Annotated in this window: 17 protein-coding genes; 8 read left to right on the plus strand and 9 right to left on the minus strand. The window is 66.7% G+C overall.

Annotated elements, in window-relative coordinates; all coding sequences use genetic code 11:
• The first annotated feature begins 127 nt into the window (after nucleotides 1-127).
• Genes ACP693_RS10200 through ACP693_RS10220 form a run of 5 tightly spaced genes read left to right on the plus strand, consistent with a single transcriptional unit; the run spans nucleotide 128 to nucleotide 5,217 of the window.
• The gene (locus ACP693_RS10200) at nucleotides 128-1,063 is read left to right on the plus strand and encodes a hypothetical protein (RefSeq protein WP_426017098.1); all 936 of its coding nucleotides are present in this window, start codon (nucleotides 128-130) and stop codon (nucleotides 1,061-1,063) included.
• Nucleotides 1,051-1,941, plus strand: a complete 891-nt coding sequence (locus ACP693_RS10205; protein ID WP_426017097.1) for a HesA/MoeB/ThiF family protein — start codon at nucleotides 1,051-1,053, stop codon at nucleotides 1,939-1,941. The genes ACP693_RS10200 and ACP693_RS10205 overlap by 13 nt, the downstream gene beginning before the upstream one ends.
• On the plus strand, nucleotides 1,938-3,131 hold the full coding sequence (locus ACP693_RS10210) for a hypothetical protein (protein WP_426017095.1): 1,194 nt from the start codon (nucleotides 1,938-1,940) through the stop codon (nucleotides 3,129-3,131). The genes ACP693_RS10205 and ACP693_RS10210 overlap by 4 nt, the downstream gene beginning before the upstream one ends.
• A complete protein-coding gene (locus ACP693_RS10215) occupies nucleotides 3,128-4,252 on the plus strand; it encodes a GNAT family N-acetyltransferase (RefSeq protein WP_426017094.1) in 1,125 nt (374 codons plus the stop codon). Before ACP693_RS10210 ends, ACP693_RS10215 begins: the two co-directional genes overlap by 4 nt.
• Nucleotides 4,249-5,217 (plus strand): hypothetical protein, encoded by a 969-nt coding sequence (locus tag ACP693_RS10220; RefSeq protein WP_426017092.1) that lies wholly within the window; start codon nucleotides 4,249-4,251, stop codon nucleotides 5,215-5,217. The genes ACP693_RS10215 and ACP693_RS10220 overlap by 4 nt, the downstream gene beginning before the upstream one ends.
• A 1-nt stretch (nucleotide 5,218) precedes the next feature.
• Here the strand turns inward: ACP693_RS10220 and ACP693_RS10225 are convergent, their stop codons facing one another.
• The 5 genes from ACP693_RS10225 to ACP693_RS10245 all read right to left on the minus strand — a co-directional run bounded on the left by ACP693_RS10225 (nucleotide 5,219) and on the right by ACP693_RS10245 (nucleotide 13,170).
• On the minus strand, nucleotides 5,219-6,796 hold the full coding sequence (locus ACP693_RS10225; RefSeq protein WP_426050118.1) for a hypothetical protein: 1,578 nt from the start codon (nucleotides 6,794-6,796) through the stop codon (nucleotides 5,219-5,221).
• 429 nt (nucleotides 6,797-7,225) lie between these two features.
• Complete coding sequence (locus ACP693_RS10230; RefSeq protein ID WP_426029317.1) at nucleotides 7,226-8,326, minus strand: serine hydrolase domain-containing protein; 1,101 nt, start codon at nucleotides 8,324-8,326, stop codon at nucleotides 7,226-7,228.
• A 403-nt stretch (nucleotides 8,327-8,729) separates the two neighbouring features.
• Entirely contained in the window at nucleotides 8,730-9,368 is a 639-nt protein-coding gene (locus ACP693_RS10235; RefSeq protein WP_426017089.1) for a hypothetical protein, read from the minus strand.
• Nucleotides 9,369-9,416: 48 nt separating this feature from the next.
• On the minus strand, nucleotides 9,417-9,764 hold the full coding sequence (locus ACP693_RS10240) for a hypothetical protein (RefSeq protein ID WP_426017088.1): 348 nt from the start codon (nucleotides 9,762-9,764) through the stop codon (nucleotides 9,417-9,419).
• A gap of 151 nt (nucleotides 9,765-9,915) precedes the next feature.
• Entirely contained in the window at nucleotides 9,916-13,170 is a 3,255-nt protein-coding gene (locus ACP693_RS10245) for an error-prone DNA polymerase (protein WP_426017086.1), read from the minus strand.
• Between the two features lie 112 nt (nucleotides 13,171-13,282).
• Between ACP693_RS10245 and dinB the strand changes: the two genes are divergently transcribed.
• Complete coding sequence (dinB, locus tag ACP693_RS10250; RefSeq protein WP_426017085.1) at nucleotides 13,283-14,356, plus strand: DNA polymerase IV; 1,074 nt, start codon at nucleotides 13,283-13,285, stop codon at nucleotides 14,354-14,356.
• The gene (locus ACP693_RS10255; protein ID WP_426017083.1) at nucleotides 14,353-14,913 is read left to right on the plus strand and encodes an alpha-ketoglutarate-dependent dioxygenase AlkB; all 561 of its coding nucleotides are present in this window, start codon (nucleotides 14,353-14,355) and stop codon (nucleotides 14,911-14,913) included. The genes dinB and ACP693_RS10255 overlap by 4 nt, the downstream gene beginning before the upstream one ends.
• Before the next feature lie 48 nt (nucleotides 14,914-14,961).
• Here the strand turns inward: ACP693_RS10255 and ACP693_RS10260 are convergent, their stop codons facing one another.
• The gene (locus ACP693_RS10260; protein ID WP_426017081.1) at nucleotides 14,962-15,735 is read right to left on the minus strand and encodes an exodeoxyribonuclease III; all 774 of its coding nucleotides are present in this window, start codon (nucleotides 15,733-15,735) and stop codon (nucleotides 14,962-14,964) included.
• 5 nt (nucleotides 15,736-15,740) lie between these two features.
• Nucleotides 15,741-16,289 (minus strand): arylesterase, encoded by a 549-nt coding sequence (locus ACP693_RS10265; protein WP_426017079.1) that lies wholly within the window; start codon nucleotides 16,287-16,289, stop codon nucleotides 15,741-15,743.
• Nucleotides 16,290-16,862: 573 nt separating this feature from the next.
• Between ACP693_RS10265 and ACP693_RS10270 the strand changes: the two genes are divergently transcribed.
• Nucleotides 16,863-17,141, plus strand: a complete 279-nt coding sequence (locus ACP693_RS10270) for a hypothetical protein (protein WP_312598743.1) — start codon at nucleotides 16,863-16,865, stop codon at nucleotides 17,139-17,141.
• A gap of 153 nt (nucleotides 17,142-17,294) precedes the next feature.
• Here the strand turns inward: ACP693_RS10270 and ACP693_RS10275 are convergent, their stop codons facing one another.
• Both ACP693_RS10275 and ACP693_RS10280 read right to left on the minus strand, forming a co-directional pair.
• Nucleotides 17,295-17,585: a hypothetical protein gene (locus ACP693_RS10275; RefSeq protein WP_426017078.1), complete on the minus strand. Its 291-nt coding sequence runs from the start codon at nucleotides 17,583-17,585 to the stop codon at nucleotides 17,295-17,297.
• A gap of 418 nt (nucleotides 17,586-18,003) precedes the next feature.
• On the minus strand, nucleotides 18,004-18,150 hold the full coding sequence (locus ACP693_RS10280; protein WP_426017076.1) for a hypothetical protein: 147 nt from the start codon (nucleotides 18,148-18,150) through the stop codon (nucleotides 18,004-18,006).
• Nucleotides 18,151-18,177: the final 27 nt, after the last annotated feature.

The following is an 18,177-nucleotide window of genomic DNA, read 5'->3' on the forward strand; positions in this document are numbered from 1 at the left end:
CTTTCCGCTGTCGCCGGAAACACGATACTGAGATCAGGCTCATCGCCTGTCGATCGTTCGGTCGATTTTCATAAAGGTAAAAGCGCCAAGTGCTTAACAGTGCATTTCGGAAGCGAGGCCAGCCTATATGAGCACGCTACAGACCCCACGACTACTGGACACGACGGTGGGCGCCGGTCCGGGGCTGCGGTCGCGAATCGTCGAACGGCCGGGCTTGGGACTGGAGCCGGACGATCTCGCGAGTCTGGTCAAGGATGTCAGGTCGATCGCGCGCAGCGTTCTGGGCGACCGCGATCTGACCTACGGGATATTCTCCGGCGATCCGGAGACGCTGTCCCGGACTGTGCTGACGGTGGTCTACGAGCAGCGGGGCGGACGACCGGTCGCCTTCAACGCCCTGGCCATTCTGGACGCCGATCTGGGCGGCCGGTCGGTGGAGATTCTGCACCTGGGTCTGGTCATGGTGCGTCCAGATGTGCGCGGAAGCGGGCTGTCCGCCACGCTTTATGGCCTGACCTGCGTCCTGCTGTTCGTGCGTCGGCAATGCCGGGCAGCCTGGGTGTCCAGTGTGACCCAGGTTCCGGCCGTCGTGGGCATGGTCGCCGAGACCTTTTCCGACGTCTATCCCGGCAGGCCGACGGCCCGACGCTCCTTCCAACACGAGCGATTGGCCCGCCAGATTATGGATGACTGGCGTCACGCCTTCGGGGTCGGCGACGAGGCCGGCTTCGACGCGGATCGCTTCGTAATCACCGACGCCTATACCGGCGGTTCGGACGAGCTGAAGAAGACCTTCGAAAGCGCCGCCAAACATCGCGACGCGATCTACAACGATCTCTGCGCTGCAGAGCTGGACTATGGCCGGGGCGACGACCTGCTTCAGATCGGTCAGATCGATATGCGCGCCGCCAGCCGGTATCTTGCCAAGGTGGCCCCTCCCGACACTATTCCGGGCCTGCTCGGCCGGTTCGCCCTGCTGACGATCCAGGCGGCCCTGCTGCCGCTGGTGCATTGGCTCGATCACACTCAACCCTGGGGAAGTTTGCGCGCATGGAAGACGTGACCGCCTTCGACTACGCCGAGTTCACCACCCGCAATCTGGGCTTCGTCACCGAGGCGGAACAGGCGGCCCTGAAGGGCGGCGCCGTGTTCGTTGCGGGAGTCGGTGGGATGGGCGGCGCCTGTTTCCTGGCCTTGGTCCGCGCGGGCGTCGGGCGGTTCGCCGTCTGCGACATCGACGTTTTCGAAACCTCCAACATGAACCGCCAGGTCTTCGCCTTCACCGACACCGTCGGACAGGACAAGGCCGAGGTCGCCTGCGCGGCGGCGCGGCGCATCAACCCCGAGGTCGAGATCGAGCGTTTGGGCGCGGAGTGGGTCGATCAGGTCGCGGACTTGGCCGCGCGCTATCCGGTGATCGTCAACGGAACCGACGACATCGCCGCAGGCATCGCCCTTTATCGCGCCGCCAAGACGGCGGGCGCGACCGTGATCGACGCCTATGCCTCTCCCTTGCCCTCGGTGATCGTGGTGCGACCGTCCGACCCGCGCCCGGAGGAGCGTCTGAAGTATCCGACGCGCGACAAGGCGCTGGACGCGATCCAGCCCGAGGATCTGCGAGCCAGCTTCATGAAGGAACTCGAATACGTCATGGTCCATTCGTCCTCGGCCCATCATGTCGATCTGGACGCCGCAGCGGCGCTCGCCGCCGGAACCGCCAAGCGGATGTCCTTTGCGCCGATGGTGATCTCGACCGGCTGCCTGATGGCCTATGAGGCGCTGTGGCTGCTGATGGGCCGCCGATCTAGGACCGATTGCCGAGGCTGGTTCCTCAACGCCTTCGCGGGCCGAACCGAACGGCCGTTGTGGGTGCCCGTCGCCGCCATAAAGGGCCTGATCGTGCGCGCCTTCATGGCCCGGCTGCTAAGGGGCGCCGCATGATCCGCGTCGAGACCCAGGCGCTGCTCGACGGCTTTGCGGCGGCGGGTCTGGCCGCCTATGTCGTCGCCCTGCTCGTGCGGCGCGCCGACGGTCCGTTGACGCCGCGACTGGTGTTCCTGTTCGGGGTCATGTCGGTGTTCTATGGCGTACGCAGCCTGGCCGTCCGAACGGGCTTGCCGATCTTCGAGGGCGCGACATACGCCGCCATATCGCTCGCCCCCCTCGCGGCCCTGCTGCTGGCCGAAGGACTGCTTCGCCGTCATGCACCGCGCGCGATGAAGATCGCCGTCTTCGCAGCGTCCGCCCTGGGTCTGGGTTTCGCCCTGTTTACGACCAGCCATGTCGCCTTCGGCTCCCGTAGTGCACTGGCCGTCATCATACTTTCGTCCTTGGTCGCCATTCTGATCCTGTTGTGGGCGAGGGATCGCAAGGCCCTGTCCCGCGCAGAGAACGGTGCCGTTCGCCGTCTCGCCGTCGGCCTGGCCATCGTCATTCCGTTGATCGGCACGGACTTTTCCGAACTGGTGGCCGCGCCCATCGGTTTCAGCCCCATCGCCGCCCTCGTGATCGTCCTGGTGGCTCTGTCGAACGGGGTCAGCGATGCGCGCGATGTCTGGATCGACGTCGCCGTGATCCTGGTGACAACCCTGGCCCTGACCTGTGGCCTGATCGAACAACTGGATGTCGGCGCGCTAGACGACCGGGTTCGCCTGTTCGCCCTGATCGGCGCGGCCCTGATCACCATGACCCTGGTGGTCCGCATCCAGCCGTTCGGCGCCGCCGGACGACGCACCAGCCTGCGCCAGCGCATGGCCTCGGCGGACACCGAATCTCTCGACAGATTCCTGGGCGACCTGACCAAGGAGCTGATGCTGAAGGATTTGGCGGTGCTGTCCGAACACGATCTTGCCGACTATCGCCCCGAGGCGATGGCGCAGACGCTGGATCGCCAGCCTCTGTGGAGCGCCGCCGCCCTGCAGGCCGGTGCGGGGGCGGTCGACGAGGCCGAGCGCGAGCCGCTGCTGGATCTTCTGGCCCGATCGGACGCCACCCACGTCGGCCTGTTGGGCCGTTCGCCGGTTCGGATCGGCCTCGTTCGTTTGCCGGATCTGTTGCGCAACACCGAGGCCGAGATCGATCTGGGTCTCGCCTTTCGGATGGCGCGGCTGACGACGGATAAACGCCCATGACCGCCCCGACTGTGGAGCTTCGCGAGGGTGATCTGGAAGGCTTCTTCCAGGTTCCGTTCGAGATCTATCCCCCCGACAGCCCCTATGTGACGCCGATGCGCGCCGATCTGGAGCGGTATCTGGATCCGGCGCGCAATCCTCTGATGCGCGACGACGGCGGCCGCCTGACCTTCTTCACCGCCTGGCGCGACGGGCGTCCGGTCGGACGGCTGACGGCCCATACCCATCCGTCCTCGAATGCGCGCTACAGCACGCGGCGCTGTCAATTCGGCTATTTCGACTGCGAGAACCGTGTCGAAACCGCGCGAGCGTTGTTCGACGCGGCCGAGACCTTCGCCCGAGCCGAAGGCTGCGATGAGTTGGTCGGCGCCTTCAACCTGACGGCCATGCAGCAGGCCGGCGTCCTGATCGAGGGCTTCGAGAACCAGCCCTATACCGACATGGTCTGGGGCGCCCCGCATCTGCCGCGCCTGCTGGAATCTTGCGGCTATGCGCCCGTGTTTCCGATGTCGACCTTCGAGTTCGATGTCGGGCCGAAGACCGCCGACGCCCTGTTGGGAGACAAGCAGCGCGCGGTGCTGTCGGACCCCGACTGGACGTGGAAGCCCATCAGCCGCAGCGCCTTCAAGACCCGGTTCGAGGAGGCCCGGCAATGCCTCAACGACGGCTTCAGCGACAATCCGATGTTCGTGTCCCTGACCCCGGCCGAGTTCGACTTCCAGGCAGGGGAGATGATGTGGATCGTCGATCCCCGCATCGCCTGCGTCGTCCACTACAGGGGCGAGCCCGCAGGCGTGGTGATCTGCATCCCCGACCTGAACCCGTTCCAGAAGGCGACTCGCGGTCGGATGGGTCCGATGACCCTGGTCCATTTCATCCGGGAGCGGCTGAGGCGCCGACGCGCGGTGATCATCTTCTATTCGGTGAAGCGCGCCTTGCACGGACAGGGTTTGAACGGCGCCATGCTGCACCAGGTGATCAAGGCCCTGTTCTCAGGCGGCTACAGGCAATGCGGCGTGACCTGGATCGCCGACGACAACACCGCCTCGCTGCGCCAGATGGAGAAGCTGGGCGCGCGGCGACTTCAGCGGCTGAATCTGTTCAGGAAAGACCTGCGATGACGCTGGATGCCGAGATGTTCCGGGCGCTGGTGGCCGAGGCCGCCCTTTCGCCCAGCGTGCACAATACCCAGCCGACGCGGTGGCGATTGACGCGCGACGGCCGGGTGCAGGTGCTGGAGGACGAAAGCCGCAGGCTGCCCGTTGGCGATCCAGAAGGCCGCGACCTGAACATCAGCCATGGCTCGGCGGTGGAGGGGTTCTGCCTCGCCGCCGAACGGCGCGGCCTGACCGTCGATGTCGGGCGTGACGGAAGTAATGTCGCGGAACTGACCGTTCGCCCTGGCGAGGTTTCCGATCCGCTGGCGGCGCATCTGACGGAGCGGCGAACCTATCGCGGAAAGTTCGAAGGCGGTCAGGCCGCTCACGCCGCACTGGCCCGACTGGAGCGCAGCGATGACCTGATCGTCCTCCAAACCCCGCAGCCCGTCGCCGAACTGGCCCGCCTTTACGATGAGGCCAGCCTGCGCTGGTTCCGCAACGCCGCCTATCGGGCGGAACTGCTGTCGTGGATGCGGCTGTCGCGACGCCATCCGTCCTGGTCCCTCGATGGGCTGAACGCCGAGGCCATGGAAATGTCCGGGATCGAGGCCGCCGGGGCCGGAGTCGTGCTGAGGCCCGGCGTGTTCGAGACGCTGGACCGGGTCGGTCTGTCCGGTGCCCTGGTCGCCGAGGCGGCGGTGGTGCGCAGCGCCTCGGCCATCGCCCTGTTTCATCGCCCCGCGAACGAGGCGCCGTTCGATACAGGACGCAGGTTTCATCGCGCCTGGCTCGGCTTCACCCAGGCCGGACTGTCGGCTGCGCCGATGGCGGTGCTGGCGGATGATGTCGATGCGCGCGCGTGCGTGAAAGCGGATTTCGATATCGGCAGTGATCGTCGCCTGATCACCGCCTTCCGGCTGGGGATCGCGCCGGCTCGCGATCTGGCGCCCAAGCCCCGCCTCGGGCTGGACGCCCTGATCGTCTGACTTAGAGCCCCTTCAGATATTCGATCAGGTCCCAGCGCTCGGCGACGGTCAGGCCCTCGACCTCGGCTTCATGACCGCGATTGGATCGGCCGGGCATGCGGGTATCGAACACGGCCGTCTGCGACCACGGCGTATAGCCTGGCGGATAGACACGGACCCCGCCCTGATCCTGTCCCGCGATGCCGACGGCCGCGAAGTCCAGCCGATGACCGCCGACGAGAAACCGTTCGGATCGCGGTTCGAGCAACAGGAACTGCGCCAGCGTCGGCACCGACCCATTGTGCATATACGGCGCGGTCGCCCAAAGGCCGGACAGCAGGGTGGCGGCGTATTCGCCGGTCGGGCGCGCGTCCAGAATTTTGTCATATCCGCCGTTGGCGGCATAGCGCGTCAGGTCGTTGTTAAAGGCCGCCGCCCGCGCTGGGTCGGACCCCACGCGGCCATGCCAGTTTGAAAAACGCTCAAGACGGGGGCGGTCCACCGGACCCGTGTAGATGCCATGGCAAGACGAACAGGCGCGGGCATAAACCAATGCCCCTCTCGCCGCGGTGGCCCGATCGACCGGACCCGGAAAGGCTTGGGGGCGACGCGTCTCCAGCCAGGCGAAGGCGCGTTCCGCAGCCGGAATCTGGCGATGGGCGCCGCGAGGCGACTGACCCATGCTGGGCACGGTGAAGAAGCTGGTGATGGCCGCCAGCCGGTCGCGATGCTCCGGCGTCAGGTCCTCGCGCCTAATCGACCGCCAGCGCGGCTGGCCTTGCGGCGCATAGGCCCCGTCGTACAGCAGGGTCGAACGGAAACTGCGATCGGCAAGATCTGGGATGGAGGTGAAACCCGCCTCCTCAGCGCTGGACAGGGTGTGGCCCTGCAGTTTCAACGCGGCGATCCCGTTCGTCAGACCGGGCGAGCCGTTCGAGAACTTTAAGGGGCTTCCCCCGTCTGGTACCTGGGACAACCGGCGTTGCGCCAGTGGAATGACGGCCCAGCGCAGGCTGGCCATCTCCCACCGATCTGTTTCGGGGAAGAGTGTTCGAACGGCGGCGAGGAGGCGGGGCTTGTCGTGGCTCTGGCGTTTGAGCGCCTGAGTTACGGCGCGGGTATAGGCCTCCAGATCCAGACTGGTGTTAGGCGATCCCAGCCACGCGGTCGTGGGTCGCGGCGCACCGTCGGCGGCGTAGGCCGGTCCGGCATGACAAGAGGCGCAGCCCAGATTGGCGACCGTCACCTTGACCGGAGGAAGCCCCGGCGTAACCGAGCCGACGCTGATTCCAAGCGGATGATCGCGACTGGGCGTGATCGGCACACCGGCGCCCTCGATCCGCTCCGGCCATAGGAAGCCGAAGGTCTGCAATCGCGCCTTGAGATGCGCCTGGCTGACGTCGCCCCTGTGTGGATCGTCGAGAACCAGGGCCGCCGCGACCAGCTTCCAAGGCACGGCTACAGTGTCCAAGGCCCTAAAGTTCACAGCGCCGAAATCATGTCGCGTGAAGGCCTCGGCGCCATCAAGCGGCGCCTTCGCAAGCGGCGCGGACGCCACCAGCAGCAGAAGGCAAGCGCCGAGCCCAATCCGCACCATCATGCTTTTGCCCTTTCCCGACAACGCCATCAGAATTCGCGTCTCGGGTCTTCGAAGGGCTTGATCATAGTCAGCATCACAGATCCCTTCCAGCGTATGGATGCTGATGCATGTGACACCTGATCGACGGCCTGCAGGGAAGCGGACGTTGCCGAAGGCCGCTAAGAATCAGGAGCGGCCTGTTCGGGATATCCACAGTCTCCGTGGGATCCGCTCCGGGGTCATCGTCTATGGGAGTCGTCTTTCTCTCTCCGGTCGCCGTCTTTGGCGGCGTCTCAGGCGGCGCTGAAAGAACTGGCCGTCATCGACCAGGCGCTGTCCGCCATGCCTGCACCCAGCGCGCGGCGCCCGTGACGATGGTCGGGCCTATCGTAACCTGACGGTGGCGATGCGGCAGACGACTGCCACGTTCCCGACCCAGCCGGTCAAGACTTACGAGATGGCTCGTCGAAGGTGTTGGACAAATCCCTCGTCTGCGTTCGTCAGTTGAAGGACGGGCAATACAGCCTTCCATCCATTGCTGCTGTTTGTGAACAGGACCAGTCCCTTGCCCGTATCGAGCTCAAAATAGGCGAAGGTGAAGGTTCCCTCATCCATACCGGTGTGCATCAAGAACCGCCGACCATCGATTAAGACGCTTTCCCAACCTAGGCCAAAGCCGTCCTCGGACGCGCAAGCTATAGTAGCGTCAGTCGCGCACGCCGGCTTCGGGCGCGCCGTCTGAATCTTCTGACGTTCTCGGTACAGCGCCGGCGTCAGACCCTGCTGGTTCAGTATCCCGATCATGAACTGCGCGTAGTCGGTGGGTGTCGTGATCAGGTCGTCAGAGGCCACATATTTCTCAGCGATCTGCGGAGTTAAGGCCGTCACATCCGCATCGTAGGGCGCGGCTAGACGCCCGCTAAACCAGGGACGCCGAGTGTAAGCCGTATCGTTCATGCCGCTGGGGGCGAAGACGAGCGCTTGCGCCAATTCTTCGAAAGGCTTGCCGGTTTTGCGTTCGATGAACCGCGCGAGCCATTCAAAACCTTCCCCTGAGTAGCCAAAGCTCTCTCCCGGTTCGCGATCAAACTTGAGGACGCCCCCATCGTCTGCTCGCCAGTTCGGCAATCCCGTCCTGTGGCTCATCACAAGGCGGGGCGTCAGCCGAGAGGCCCGGGGATCTTCCGCGAGGTCCGGATCGACCCAGTAGGGGGACATGGCTTCGTCGAGCCCGATACGCCCCGTCGCAACGAGCCGCATAGCAACTTCCGCACTGACCGGTTTTGCCAAGGACGCGACGTTGTAGAGCGTATTCGGAGTCGCAGCCTGGCCGGGCGAGGCTTGTCCCCAAGCCTGGGTGTAAGCCACGCGCCCCTCCTCAAGAACCGCGACTGAGAGGCTCGCCATGTTCAGTCGTGTGAGCAGTCCAGGTGCTTGAGCCTCCAAAGAGGCGGCAGCCGCGATTGCCGACTCAGTATGGTTCGACTGCGCCGTTGTCGGACTTGCCGCCAGCCACATACCTATCGCTAACATTGCGCCAGCACGCATCATGCTTCCTCAGAGGCTGCGCCGCCGACATGGCGGTTGCGATATGTGCTTTCGCTTAATCCGACGTCGCAAGTTAAGCTTGCGCAATGTCAGCTATGGGATGTGCGAGCCCGCCGCCTGGGTCCCGTCCGCGCGCTGAGAGGGAACCCTGACCCTCGGCCCAGCGCGCGAGTTCGTCGCGCCCAGGGGGCAGAGCCCGGTATTTGCGCTTTCGCTTCCGTCCGGTTTCAGCTGGCATGACCTCGATCCAGCCCGCCTCTTCCAGCCGTCCTAAGCTACGCGGCGTAGACCGCTGTTTTCGAAGAGTAGGCGCAGGCTATCTGCGGGCGTTGAGCGTGGATACAAGACGTCAAACGGCCCGACGTCGATGACGTCGGGCCGCTGAAGTCAGAGATAGGCGTCCGCCTTATCGATAGCGGGCGCGTTCTTCGAGGATCTGATCCGAGGTGTACGGCTTGGCTTCGGCGTCGAAACCGGACCATCCCGATTGGCGATAGGCTTCGCCGCGCGCGGTCGCGTCATAGCCGCGGCTGCCGTCCAGGATCGCTTGAATTCGCTGCGCCTCGTCGCCGTCGGCCTTGACGCTGACGAGCGTGCCGCCACGACGGACGCCTTCCGAATAGACGTTCGCTTCTTCGTCGCTGTGACCGGATTCCTTCAGGGCGCCGAGCAGGCCGCCCGTCGCGCCGCCGGCTGCGGCGCCGACCGCTGCGCCGACCGCCGTCGAGGCGAGCCAGCCGGCGGCGACGACCGGGCCGAGGCCTGGAATGGCCAGCATGCCGAGACCGGCGAGGACGCCCGCGCCGGCGCCGAGCAGACCGCCCGTGGTCGCGCCCTTGCCGGCGCCGTCGGCGACATCGTTTTCGCCGTCGCCGTTACGGTCGCCAAGAGGGCCGGCCTTGTGATCGCGGGATCCGGAATGCCAGTTGTCGGCATTGTTCGAAACGATGCTGATCTTGTCGTGATGAACGCCGGAGGATTCGAGCTTCGAGACGGCGTCCAGAGCTTCGGTGTGGCTGTCGAACAGCCGAGTGACGGTGGCCATGATAGAGTCCTTGGGAATGTTTGAGAGAGGTGGAAAATCAGGCTGCGATTATTGGGGCGTCACGACGCCCTTGTAATCGACCCCCACGGTCATCGGGTCGCCGCCCGCACGCGTGGCCTGGCCCTTCCAGATGCCTTGCTCGTCCTGGGTGAGCGGGCCGGAGACGACATAGCCTTGCTTCTCGATGGCCGCCTTGGCCTGACCTTCGGTGAAGGAGTTGGCGCCGGGCGTGAGAGCCGCCTGTTCAGACGTCTCCTGGGTGTCGACGGCAGGGTTCATCGGCGCTTCGGCGGAGGAAACGGCCGGGCCTTCGACAGGCGCTTCGCTGCGTTCGTTATTTCCGCAGGCCGTCAGCAGGACGGCGGTCGCAGACACGGCGAGGGCGGCTTTCAACATGAGGTTTTCCTTTCAGGGTGAGCCACCAAAAGGGACCGCCGCCTGCGTTCGTTCCGACGGCCAAGGTTGATAATCTTCACATTTTTGGCGGCGGAGCCCGTGCTTCAAGGCGCATCGCCAGTCCCGCGCTGACGAGGGAGGGTGGCCCTCGCTACCGAAAATCCCGTGTCCTGGGCCGGATCGTGTCGAGGTGCAGATCGGGGATGTAGATGTCTCTCGCCCTGACCGTTCGGGGCGGGGCGTCGCGGGCGTCGGGCGAGCCGCCACGATGGAATTCGTCGCCGCGGCCGTGGGGCAGGGGGAAGGCCGAGCCCCGGTCGCCGACCGAGGCGAGCAGGCCGGACGCGTCGTGAAGTTTGGTGGCGACGATATGGACAACTTCGCCCTCGCGCTGCACCTTGCCATCGACGACGAGCATGGTCGCCGACAGGACGATGCGGCGTTGCTGTTCGTAGAGGCTGGGCCAGATCACGAGGTTGGCGACCCCGGTCTCGTCCTCGATGGTGATGAACATCACCCCCTTGGCGCTGCCGGGCTTCTGACGGACCAGCACCAGGCCTGCGATCCGCGTCAGTCGCCCGTCGCGCATTGCTGTCGCGTCGGCGCAGGTCATGACGTGACGGGAATGAAGATCATCCCGCAGGAAGCTCAGCGGATGGTCGCGCAGAGTCAGGCCGATATGGCTGTAGTCCTCGACCACCTCGCGGCCCGGCGTCATGGGTTTGAGGTCGGCGTCGGGTTCTTGAATTTCGGGGTGCGGATCGCGGGCGTCGGCGGCGGCGAAGAGGGGCAGGGGCTCATCGCGCAAAGCCTTGATGGCCCACAGCGCGTCGCGGCGGTCGAGGGAAAGGGCCGGGCGGAAGGCGTCGGCTTCGGCCAGTCGAACGAGGCTGGCGACCTGGGCGCCGGCGCGTCGCCACAGGTCATCGACCGAGCGGAAGGCCCCGTCAGAGCGGGCCGCCAGGATACGGGCGGCGTCGGCGTTCGCCAGTCCCCGCACCATCCGGAAGCCCAGGCGGACGGCGAGGCGCTCATTTGGGCCGGAGGGCTCCAGGGTGCAGTCCCAGCGGCTGGCGTTCACGCAGACCGGGCGGATCTCGACCTGATGCTGCTGGGCGTCGCGGACGATCTGGGCCGGGGCGTAGAAGCCCATGGGCTGGGCGTTGAGCAGGGCGGCGCAGAAGACGTCCGGGTGGTGGCATTTGAGCCAGGAGGAGGCGTAGGCGATCAGGGCGAAGGAGGCGGCGTGGCTTTCGGGGAAGCCATAGGAGCCGAAGCCTTCGAGCTGGCTGAAGGTCTTTTCGGCGAACTCGGCCTTGTAGCCCCGCTCGACCATGCCGTTGATCAGCTTGTCCTTGAAATGGCTGACCCCGCCGGTGAACTTGAACGTCGCCATGGCCCGACGGAGCTGGTCGGCCTCCGAGGCCGTGAAGCCCGCGCATTCGATGGCGACCCGCATGGCCTGTTCCTGGAACAGGGGCACGCCCAGGGTCTTACCGAGCACCTTCTCCAGCTCGGGCTTGGGATAGACGACCGCCTCCTTGCCCTCGCGCCGTCGCAGATAGGGGTGGACCATGTCGCCCTGGATCGGGCCGGGGCGGACGATGGCGACCTCGATGACCAGATCATAGAAGGTCCGCGGCTTGATCCGCGGCAGCATGGCCATCTGGGCCCGGCTCTCGATCTGGAAGACGCCGAGGGTGTCAGCCTTGCGGATCATCGCATAGGTCCTGGGGTCCTCGGCCGGAATGGTCGCCAGGTCGAGCGCGATCCCCTTGTGCTCGGCCAGCAGGTCGAAGCCGCGCTTCATGCAGCTGAGCATGCCGAGCGCCAGAACATCGACCTTCATGAACTTGAGGACGTCGATGTCGTCCTTGTCCCATTCGATGACCTGGCGGTCCTTCATCGCCGCCGGCTCGATCGGGACCAGATCGTCCAGGCGGTCCCGGGTCAGGACGAAGCCGCCGGGATGCTGGCTGAGGTGGCGCGGGGCGCCGATCAGCTGACGTGACAGGTCAAGCGCCAGCCGAAGCCGGCGGTCCTCCAGATTGAGGTTCAGCCCCTCGACGTGCTTGTCCTCGACCCCTTCGCTGGAATAGCTCCAGACCTGGGACGACAGGGTCTTGATCAGGTCCTCGCTGAGGCCGAGCGCCTTGCCGACGTCGCGCAGGGCGCCCCGCGACCGATAGCGGGTGACGACCGAGCACAGGGCGGCGTGGTTGCGCCCATAGGTCTCGAAGATCCACTGCATGACGATCTCGCGCCGCTCATGCTCGAAGTCGACATCGATGTCGGGGGGCTCCTTGCGCTCCTGGCTGACGAAGCGCTCGAACAGGAGGTCGTTGCGGCCGGGGTCGATCGAGGTGATGCCCAGGACATAGCAGACGGCGGAGTTGGCGGCCGAGCCGCGTCCCTGGCACAGGATGTCGCGGCTGCGGGCGAAGCGGACGATCGAATGGACGGTCAGGAAATAGGGCGCATAGTCCAGCTTGCCGATCAGATCGAGCTCGTGGCGCAGGGTCCGGCGCACGCTGTCCGGCAGACCTTCCGGATAGCGGTCGGCGGCGCCGGCCCAGGTCAGCTGTTCGAGGGTCTGCTGCGGCGTCATGCCCGGCGTCGAGACCTCGTCGGGATACTGATAGGCCAGTTCATCGAGGGAGAAGCGGCACCGGTCGGCGATCTCGACCGAGCGGGCCAGGGCCTCGGGATAGGTTTTGAACAGGCGGTGCATCTCGCCGGGCGGCTTCAGATAGCGGTCCGCATGGCGTTCGCGCCGAAACCCCAGTTCGTCGATGGTGCAGCCGTGACGCACGCAGGTGACGACATCCTGCAGCAGTCTCTGGTCCGGATGATGGAAGAGGACGTCATTGGTCACGACGGTCGGCACGCCGGATTGGGCGGCCAGGGTGGACAGGTCGTGCAGGCGCAGCGCATCGCCGGGGCGGCGGCGCAGCGTCAGGGCCAGATAGGCGCCGGTCGGGAAGGTCGCCTTGAGTTTTCGCAGCCGGGCGGCGCAGGCGTCGTCCGCCTCGTCGGGGACGAGGACGGCGATCAGACCTTGCGACCAGTCCTTCAGGTCCGCCCAGTCGAGATGGCATCTGGCCTTGCCGGCGCGGCGCTTGCCCAGGGACAGCAGGCGGGTGAGGCGGGAATAGGCGGGGCGGTCGGTCGGATAGACCAGCAGGCCGGTCCCATCGATCAGGTCCAGGCGGCAGCCGACGATCAGGCGCACGCCCGAGGCCTTGGCCGCCTCATGGGCGCGCACGATCCCGGCCAGGGAGTTGCGGTCGACGATGGCGAGGGCCTCCAGCCCGCACAGCCGCGCCTGTTCGAACAGCAGCTCGCAACTGCTGGCGCCGCGCAGGAAGGAGAAGTGCGAGGTGGCTTGAAGCTCGACGTAGGGCATGCGGGTTCGCGCGGTGTTTCGGCGTCCTCGAAAGCGCGCGCAGGAGGCGGAAGGCAAGCGTCGCCTTTGAGAAATGTTTCCTTTTTGTTCTCGTCTTGATATGCAGGCCGTCATGCAGGGATCGGCCATCCGCAAGATCGTCCATGTGGACATGGACGCCTTCTTCGCCTCCGTCGAACAGAGGGACGATCCGGCCCTGCGCGGGCGGCCGGTCGCGGTGGGCCATGCGGCGGCGCGCGGCGTGGTCGCCGCCGCCAGCTATGAGGCGCGGCGGTTCGGTGTGCGCTCGGCCATGCCCTCGACGACCGCCCTGCGCAAATGCCCGGACCTCGTCTTCGCCCCGCCACGCTTCGAGGTCTATCGCGCGGTCTCGGCGCAGATCCATGCGATCTTCGCCGACTACACCGACCTGATCGAGCCCCTGTCTCTGGACGAGGCCTATCTCGACGTGACTGGGGATCGGCGGGGCCTGGGGACCGCCTCGGCGACGGCGGAGGCGGTCCGGCGGCGGATCCTGGAGGAGACAGGCCTGACCGCCTCGGCCGGGATTTCTTACAACAAATTCCTGGCCAAGCTGGCGTCCGACCAGAGAAAGCCCAACGGCCAGTTCGTGGTGGCGCCGGGCCGGGGTGAGGCCTTCGTCGAAACCTTGCCGGTCCAGCGGTTTCACGGCGTGGGGCCGGTGACCGCCGCCAAGATGGAGCGGCTGGGGATCCGCACCGGCGCGGATCTGCGCCGCCAGACCCTGGCCTTTCTCCAGCATCATTTCGGCAAGTCCGGGCCCTGGTATTACGCCATCGCCCGCGGCGAGGACGACCGGCCGGTCAATCCGGACCGGACCCGCAAGTCGAGCGGCTCGGAAACCACCTTCGCCTCCGATCTCACCGAGGCCGAGGCGATCGAGGCCGGGGTGGCAGCGATGGCGGACGAGGTCTGGGCCTGGTGCGAGACGGCGGGCAGTCGCGGACGGACCGTCACCGTCAAGGTCAAATGGGCGGACTTCCAGCAGTCGACCCGCAGCCGGTCCCTGTCCGAGCCCGTCGCCTCCCGCGAGGCCTTGCGCGACGTCAGTCGGCTGCTGGTCCGCTCCCTTTATCCGCCGACCCGGGGCGTGCGGCTCGTCGGGGTCAGCCTGTCCAATCTGGAGACGACGGCGGCGGCGGCGAAACAACTGGCCCTGTCGTGACCGGATCGGCGCAGATCGACCTGTTCGGAGAGGCGCCTGTATTTGCGCCGGTCGTTGCAGGGTTCGACTATTGGGCCGACGTCCTGTCGGCGCCCGGACAGGATGCGCTTGTGGAGGCGCTCCAGACCCTGGCGTTCAAGCCCTATGAGCATCTGGGCTATCTCGGCCATCGGCGGATCGCCGCCTTCGACCGCGAGGGCGACGGCGCGGGATGGCCGGCGTGTCTTTCGACCTTGATGGCACGGCTGGCGGATCGTCTTGATCTGGACGGCGCGGCCTTCGTCCAGGTCCTGGTCAATGAATATCCGCCGGGCGCCGGCATCGGCTGGCATCGCGACCGCCCTGTCTATGGCGAGATATTGGGCCTGTCCTTGCTGGCGCCCTGCGTGATGCGGCTGCGCCGCCGCGAGGGGGCGGGCTTTCTGCGGCGAAATGCGCCGCTGGCGTGCGGCTCGGCCTATCGATTGTCGGGGGAGGCGCGGGCGGCCTGGGAGCATTCGATCACGCCGATGACGGCCTTGCGCTATTCCGTCACCTTCCGAACCCTGGCCGACTGACGATCGATGGGGCGGCCGGCTGTTGTCGGGCGTCCCGGAGCGGTCGGGTCAGGCGAGGTCGATCCAGACCGGCGCATGGTCGCTGGCGCCCTCGGCGCCTCTTACCGCGCGGTCGACCCCGGCGTCGCTCAGGCGTTCGGCGGCGGGGCCGTTGAGCAGCAGATGGTCGATCCGCAGGCCCGCGTCGCGGGGCCAGGCCTCCCGGAAATACGACCAGAAGGTCCACGGCGGCGGATCGTGCGGGAAGCGTTCGCGCAGGGCGTCGGTCCAGCCCTGGTCGAGCAGGCTCTGGAAGGCCGCCCGGCTCTCGGGCTGGAGCAGGGCGTCGGTCTTCCACGAGCGGGTGTTGTAGATGTCGGCGTCTGTCGGCACGACATTGTAATCTCCGGCCAGGACGACCGGCGCCGCCGTGGGATAGAGCGAGGCCGCATGGGTGATGAGCCGGTCGGCCCAGGCGAGCTTGTAGGCGAACTTGGGGCCCGGCCTGGGGTTGCCGTTGGGCAGATAGAGGCAGCCGATCAGCACGCCGTTCACCGCCGCCTCGATATAGCGGGCCTGGCGGTCGTCGGCCTCGCCCGGCAGCCGGCGTCGGGTCACGACGGGCTCGCCGACCCGGCTCAGGATGGCGACGCCGTTCCAGCGATGCTCGCCGGCCCAGACCGCCGCATAGCCGGCCGCCTCGATCTCGGCAGTGGGAAACTGGCTGTCGGTCGCCTTCAACTCCTGCAGGCAGACCACCTCGGGCTGGGCCTGTTCGAGCCAGGCGAGGAGGTTGGGCAGCCGAGGATTGACGCCATTGATGTTGAAGGTGGCGATCCGCATTCCGGTCACCGCGACGCTGGAGCCGCAAGGGCATCGAGGGCGGCGCGCACATGGGGGGCGAGGGCGTCGGCCATGCGGCCCACGCCGAGGGCGTTGGGATGGATCCGGTCCGGCAGGACATAGGCGGGATGGAGCGCCACCCCCTCCATTAGAAAGGGCATGAGGGGCGCGCCGGACGCCCGGGCGACCTCGGGATAGACGGCGTCGAAGGCCCAGGCATAGGCGCCGAACCAGGGCGGGGCGCGCATGCCGCAGACGAGGACGGAGACGCCGCGGCGTTGCAGTCGGTCGATGATGGCCAGGAGATTGGTCCTCACCCGGTCGGCGGGGACCAGCTGCATCATGTCGTTGGCGCCCAGGGCGAGGACGCAGAGGTCGGTCTGGGCCGGCACGTCCCGGTCGACCCGCCGCAGGCCGTCGGCGGTGGTGTCGCCGGACACGCCGGCGCCGACAATCCGGATGGGTGGCGCGCCGCCTTCGAGCCGTTTGGCCAACTGACGCGGGAGGCTCTCGGCGGGTTTCAGGCCGTAGCCGGCGGTGAGGGAGTCGCCCAACAGGGTGACGACGCGCTCCGCAGCCGCGCCGCGGCGGCCGCTCAGAGGAAGACCCGGATAGGGCCCGTCACGAGGGCGGGGCTGGCAAGGCGGGGAGGGCAGGGCATGGCGGTCTCGTTTCCTGTGATAAGGCGTCGGGCGCGGCTCTCGTTCCGCGAAGGGCAGGGCGCCTGGCCGAAGAGGCCGTGACGCCGCCCGCTGAGGCCTGGGACCGGCGCCAGCGACGAACGGCAATGACGATCCCGACACAGCCGAGCTCGGCCTGGCCTGAGGCCGGCGACCTATTCCGCTATTTGGATATCGGTTGGTCGTAAGCCTGGCAGGGTGATTACCAATCCTTATGGTGACCGGGTCGCCAGAGTGGCGGCATGTGCGACCGATGAACCTGCTGGGCCTCCTCCTCGTCGGCGCTGACAGCCTTTTCAAGCGGCTGGTCGGGCGCGCGCGTTTCCTCTGACCCCTCAAGCTTCACAACGGGAACGTGGTTTGTGACGCGTGCGAGAGTGGCTTCCAGCGCGTCGTCGGTGTGCTCTGCCTGAGCACGCGATGGGGCGTGCACATGGAGACAACCCGATGAAAATCCGCGTTAAAGCCATGCTTGTCGGCGCCGCCCTGGTCGCCGCCGCCGGCGTCACTTCGGCCGTCGCTCAGACCGACCTGACCGCCTACCACTACGTCTATTACGCCGACGCCGCGAAGACCGAATACCTCGGCGAGATCTCCGATCGCGGCTGCGGACGCTCCGGCAGCTACAGCTACGTCCTGAGGGCGAATGTGCCTTCGCCCTATTATGACGCGACGCCGATCTATGTGTGCGGCGGCAACGGTCCGACCCTTCCCGAGAACTGGTGACCCCAGACCCGCCCCCGCGAGGGGGCGGGCGTCCTCGGCATCGAGACTTGGCGGCCGGCATCCTGCGGTCAACCCCGGCGCGCGCTTGCGGCTTGACGCCGGTCGCCCCTCGGCATTCCGCACGGATCGGCCGGTTGCGTCTATCCTAGCGGCTCAACGACGACGCCAGACGTCTTTGCCCCCGACCGCCACCGACTGGACCTGGTCGTCGTGGAGCGTGCACAGCACCTCGCCCCGGCCCGAGGTCGCCGGCCAGGTCTTCTCTCCCACCACATAGTCCGGCCCCATGACGACGGTGTCTTGAGCGGGAGCGCCGCCGATCGCGACGCCGTTTCTCGCCGCGATGCCCAGGCACGCCGCGGTCGCTTCAGCGCGCGGATCCGATGCCGGTGCATGGGCGCATGCGGCGAGCAGAAGGATGGGAAGCAGGGCGAAAAGGCGCATGGCGAGCATCATTGCGGTTGTTCGACCCGCTCAAACTGATCCATTCCGTCAGCCGCGTCGAGACCTCCAGCGGTGACGGGCGCCATACCCCGAATAGGGGGTCTGATGAGCACCTTGGCAAAGCCTTGTTTTGAGCCGTCGGGCTCTTCGGGCACGAGACCGTGTGGCCGCCCTTTCGTCGTCCCGCTCCGACTTCAACTTCGCCGATCAATCGGGGCTGAGATTCCAGAGTCGCCACCGCCAGTCTGCACGCCGTCAGAGATCTGGACGACAAGCGCCGCCGTTGCGCGTGCAGACAGCCTTCGCCTGCTGCGCGTCGGCGACCCGGCCGATGACGTCTTCGCCCGAGCAGGCCGCCGGACGTGTTCCGGGCGAGCCGCGACGACGGCGGCCTAGCGGTTTCGACGGTCGGTCCGTGTCAGCCCTCCCGGTCTCCCCCACTAACCTGACCGGCAGCCAAGCCTTCGATGACGGCGGCCTTGGCCTCGAGGTCGGCCGCCATGGCGTCCAGGACGTCCAGGGTGCGTGCGTCGGTGATGTATCGGCTAAGTCTCCGATACTTCATCGCTTCTTCTTTGAGGACGCGGGCGGC

Origin of the sequence: Brevundimonas sp. TWP1-3, assembly GCF_049896085.1 — a bacterium.
In the GTDB taxonomy this organism is placed as follows: domain Bacteria; phylum Pseudomonadota; class Alphaproteobacteria; order Caulobacterales; family Caulobacteraceae; genus Brevundimonas.

What these genes read in the sequence shown, in the direction of transcription:
- ACP693_RS10225 (WP_426050118.1), bottom strand. Translation starts at nt 6,796, where the DNA reads ATGATGGTGCGGATTGGGCTCGGCGCTTGCCTTCTGCTGCTGGTGGCG.
- ACP693_RS10205 (WP_426017097.1), top strand. Translation starts at nt 1,051, where the DNA reads ATGGAAGACGTGACCGCCTTCGACTACGCCGAGTTCACCACCCGCAAT.
- ACP693_RS10245 (WP_426017086.1), bottom strand. Translation starts at nt 13,170, where the DNA reads ATGCCCTACGTCGAGCTTCAAGCCACCTCGCACTTCTCCTTCCTGCGC.
- ACP693_RS10215 (WP_426017094.1), top strand. Translation starts at nt 3,128, where the DNA reads ATGACCGCCCCGACTGTGGAGCTTCGCGAGGGTGATCTGGAAGGCTTC.
- ACP693_RS10270 (WP_312598743.1), top strand. Translation starts at nt 16,863, where the DNA reads ATGAAAATCCGCGTTAAAGCCATGCTTGTCGGCGCCGCCCTGGTCGCC.
- ACP693_RS10230 (WP_426029317.1), bottom strand. Translation starts at nt 8,326, where the DNA reads ATGATGCGTGCTGGCGCAATGTTAGCGATAGGTATGTGGCTGGCGGCA.
- ACP693_RS10200 (WP_426017098.1), top strand. Translation starts at nt 128, where the DNA reads ATGAGCACGCTACAGACCCCACGACTACTGGACACGACGGTGGGCGCC.
- ACP693_RS10235 (WP_426017089.1), bottom strand. Translation starts at nt 9,368, where the DNA reads ATGGCCACCGTCACTCGGCTGTTCGACAGCCACACCGAAGCTCTGGAC.
- ACP693_RS10210 (WP_426017095.1), top strand. Translation starts at nt 1,938, where the DNA reads ATGATCCGCGTCGAGACCCAGGCGCTGCTCGACGGCTTTGCGGCGGCG.
- ACP693_RS10275 (WP_426017078.1), bottom strand. Translation starts at nt 17,585, where the DNA reads ATGCGCCTTTTCGCCCTGCTTCCCATCCTTCTGCTCGCCGCATGCGCC.
- ACP693_RS10240 (WP_426017088.1), bottom strand. Translation starts at nt 9,764, where the DNA reads ATGTTGAAAGCCGCCCTCGCCGTGTCTGCGACCGCCGTCCTGCTGACG.
- ACP693_RS10220 (WP_426017092.1), top strand. Translation starts at nt 4,249, where the DNA reads ATGACGCTGGATGCCGAGATGTTCCGGGCGCTGGTGGCCGAGGCCGCC.
- dinB (WP_426017085.1), top strand. Translation starts at nt 13,283, where the DNA reads ATGCAGGGATCGGCCATCCGCAAGATCGTCCATGTGGACATGGACGCC.
- ACP693_RS10280 (WP_426017076.1), bottom strand. Translation starts at nt 18,150, where the DNA reads ATGAAGTATCGGAGACTTAGCCGATACATCACCGACGCACGCACCCTG.
- ACP693_RS10260 (WP_426017081.1), bottom strand. Translation starts at nt 15,735, where the DNA reads ATGCGGATCGCCACCTTCAACATCAATGGCGTCAATCCTCGGCTGCCC.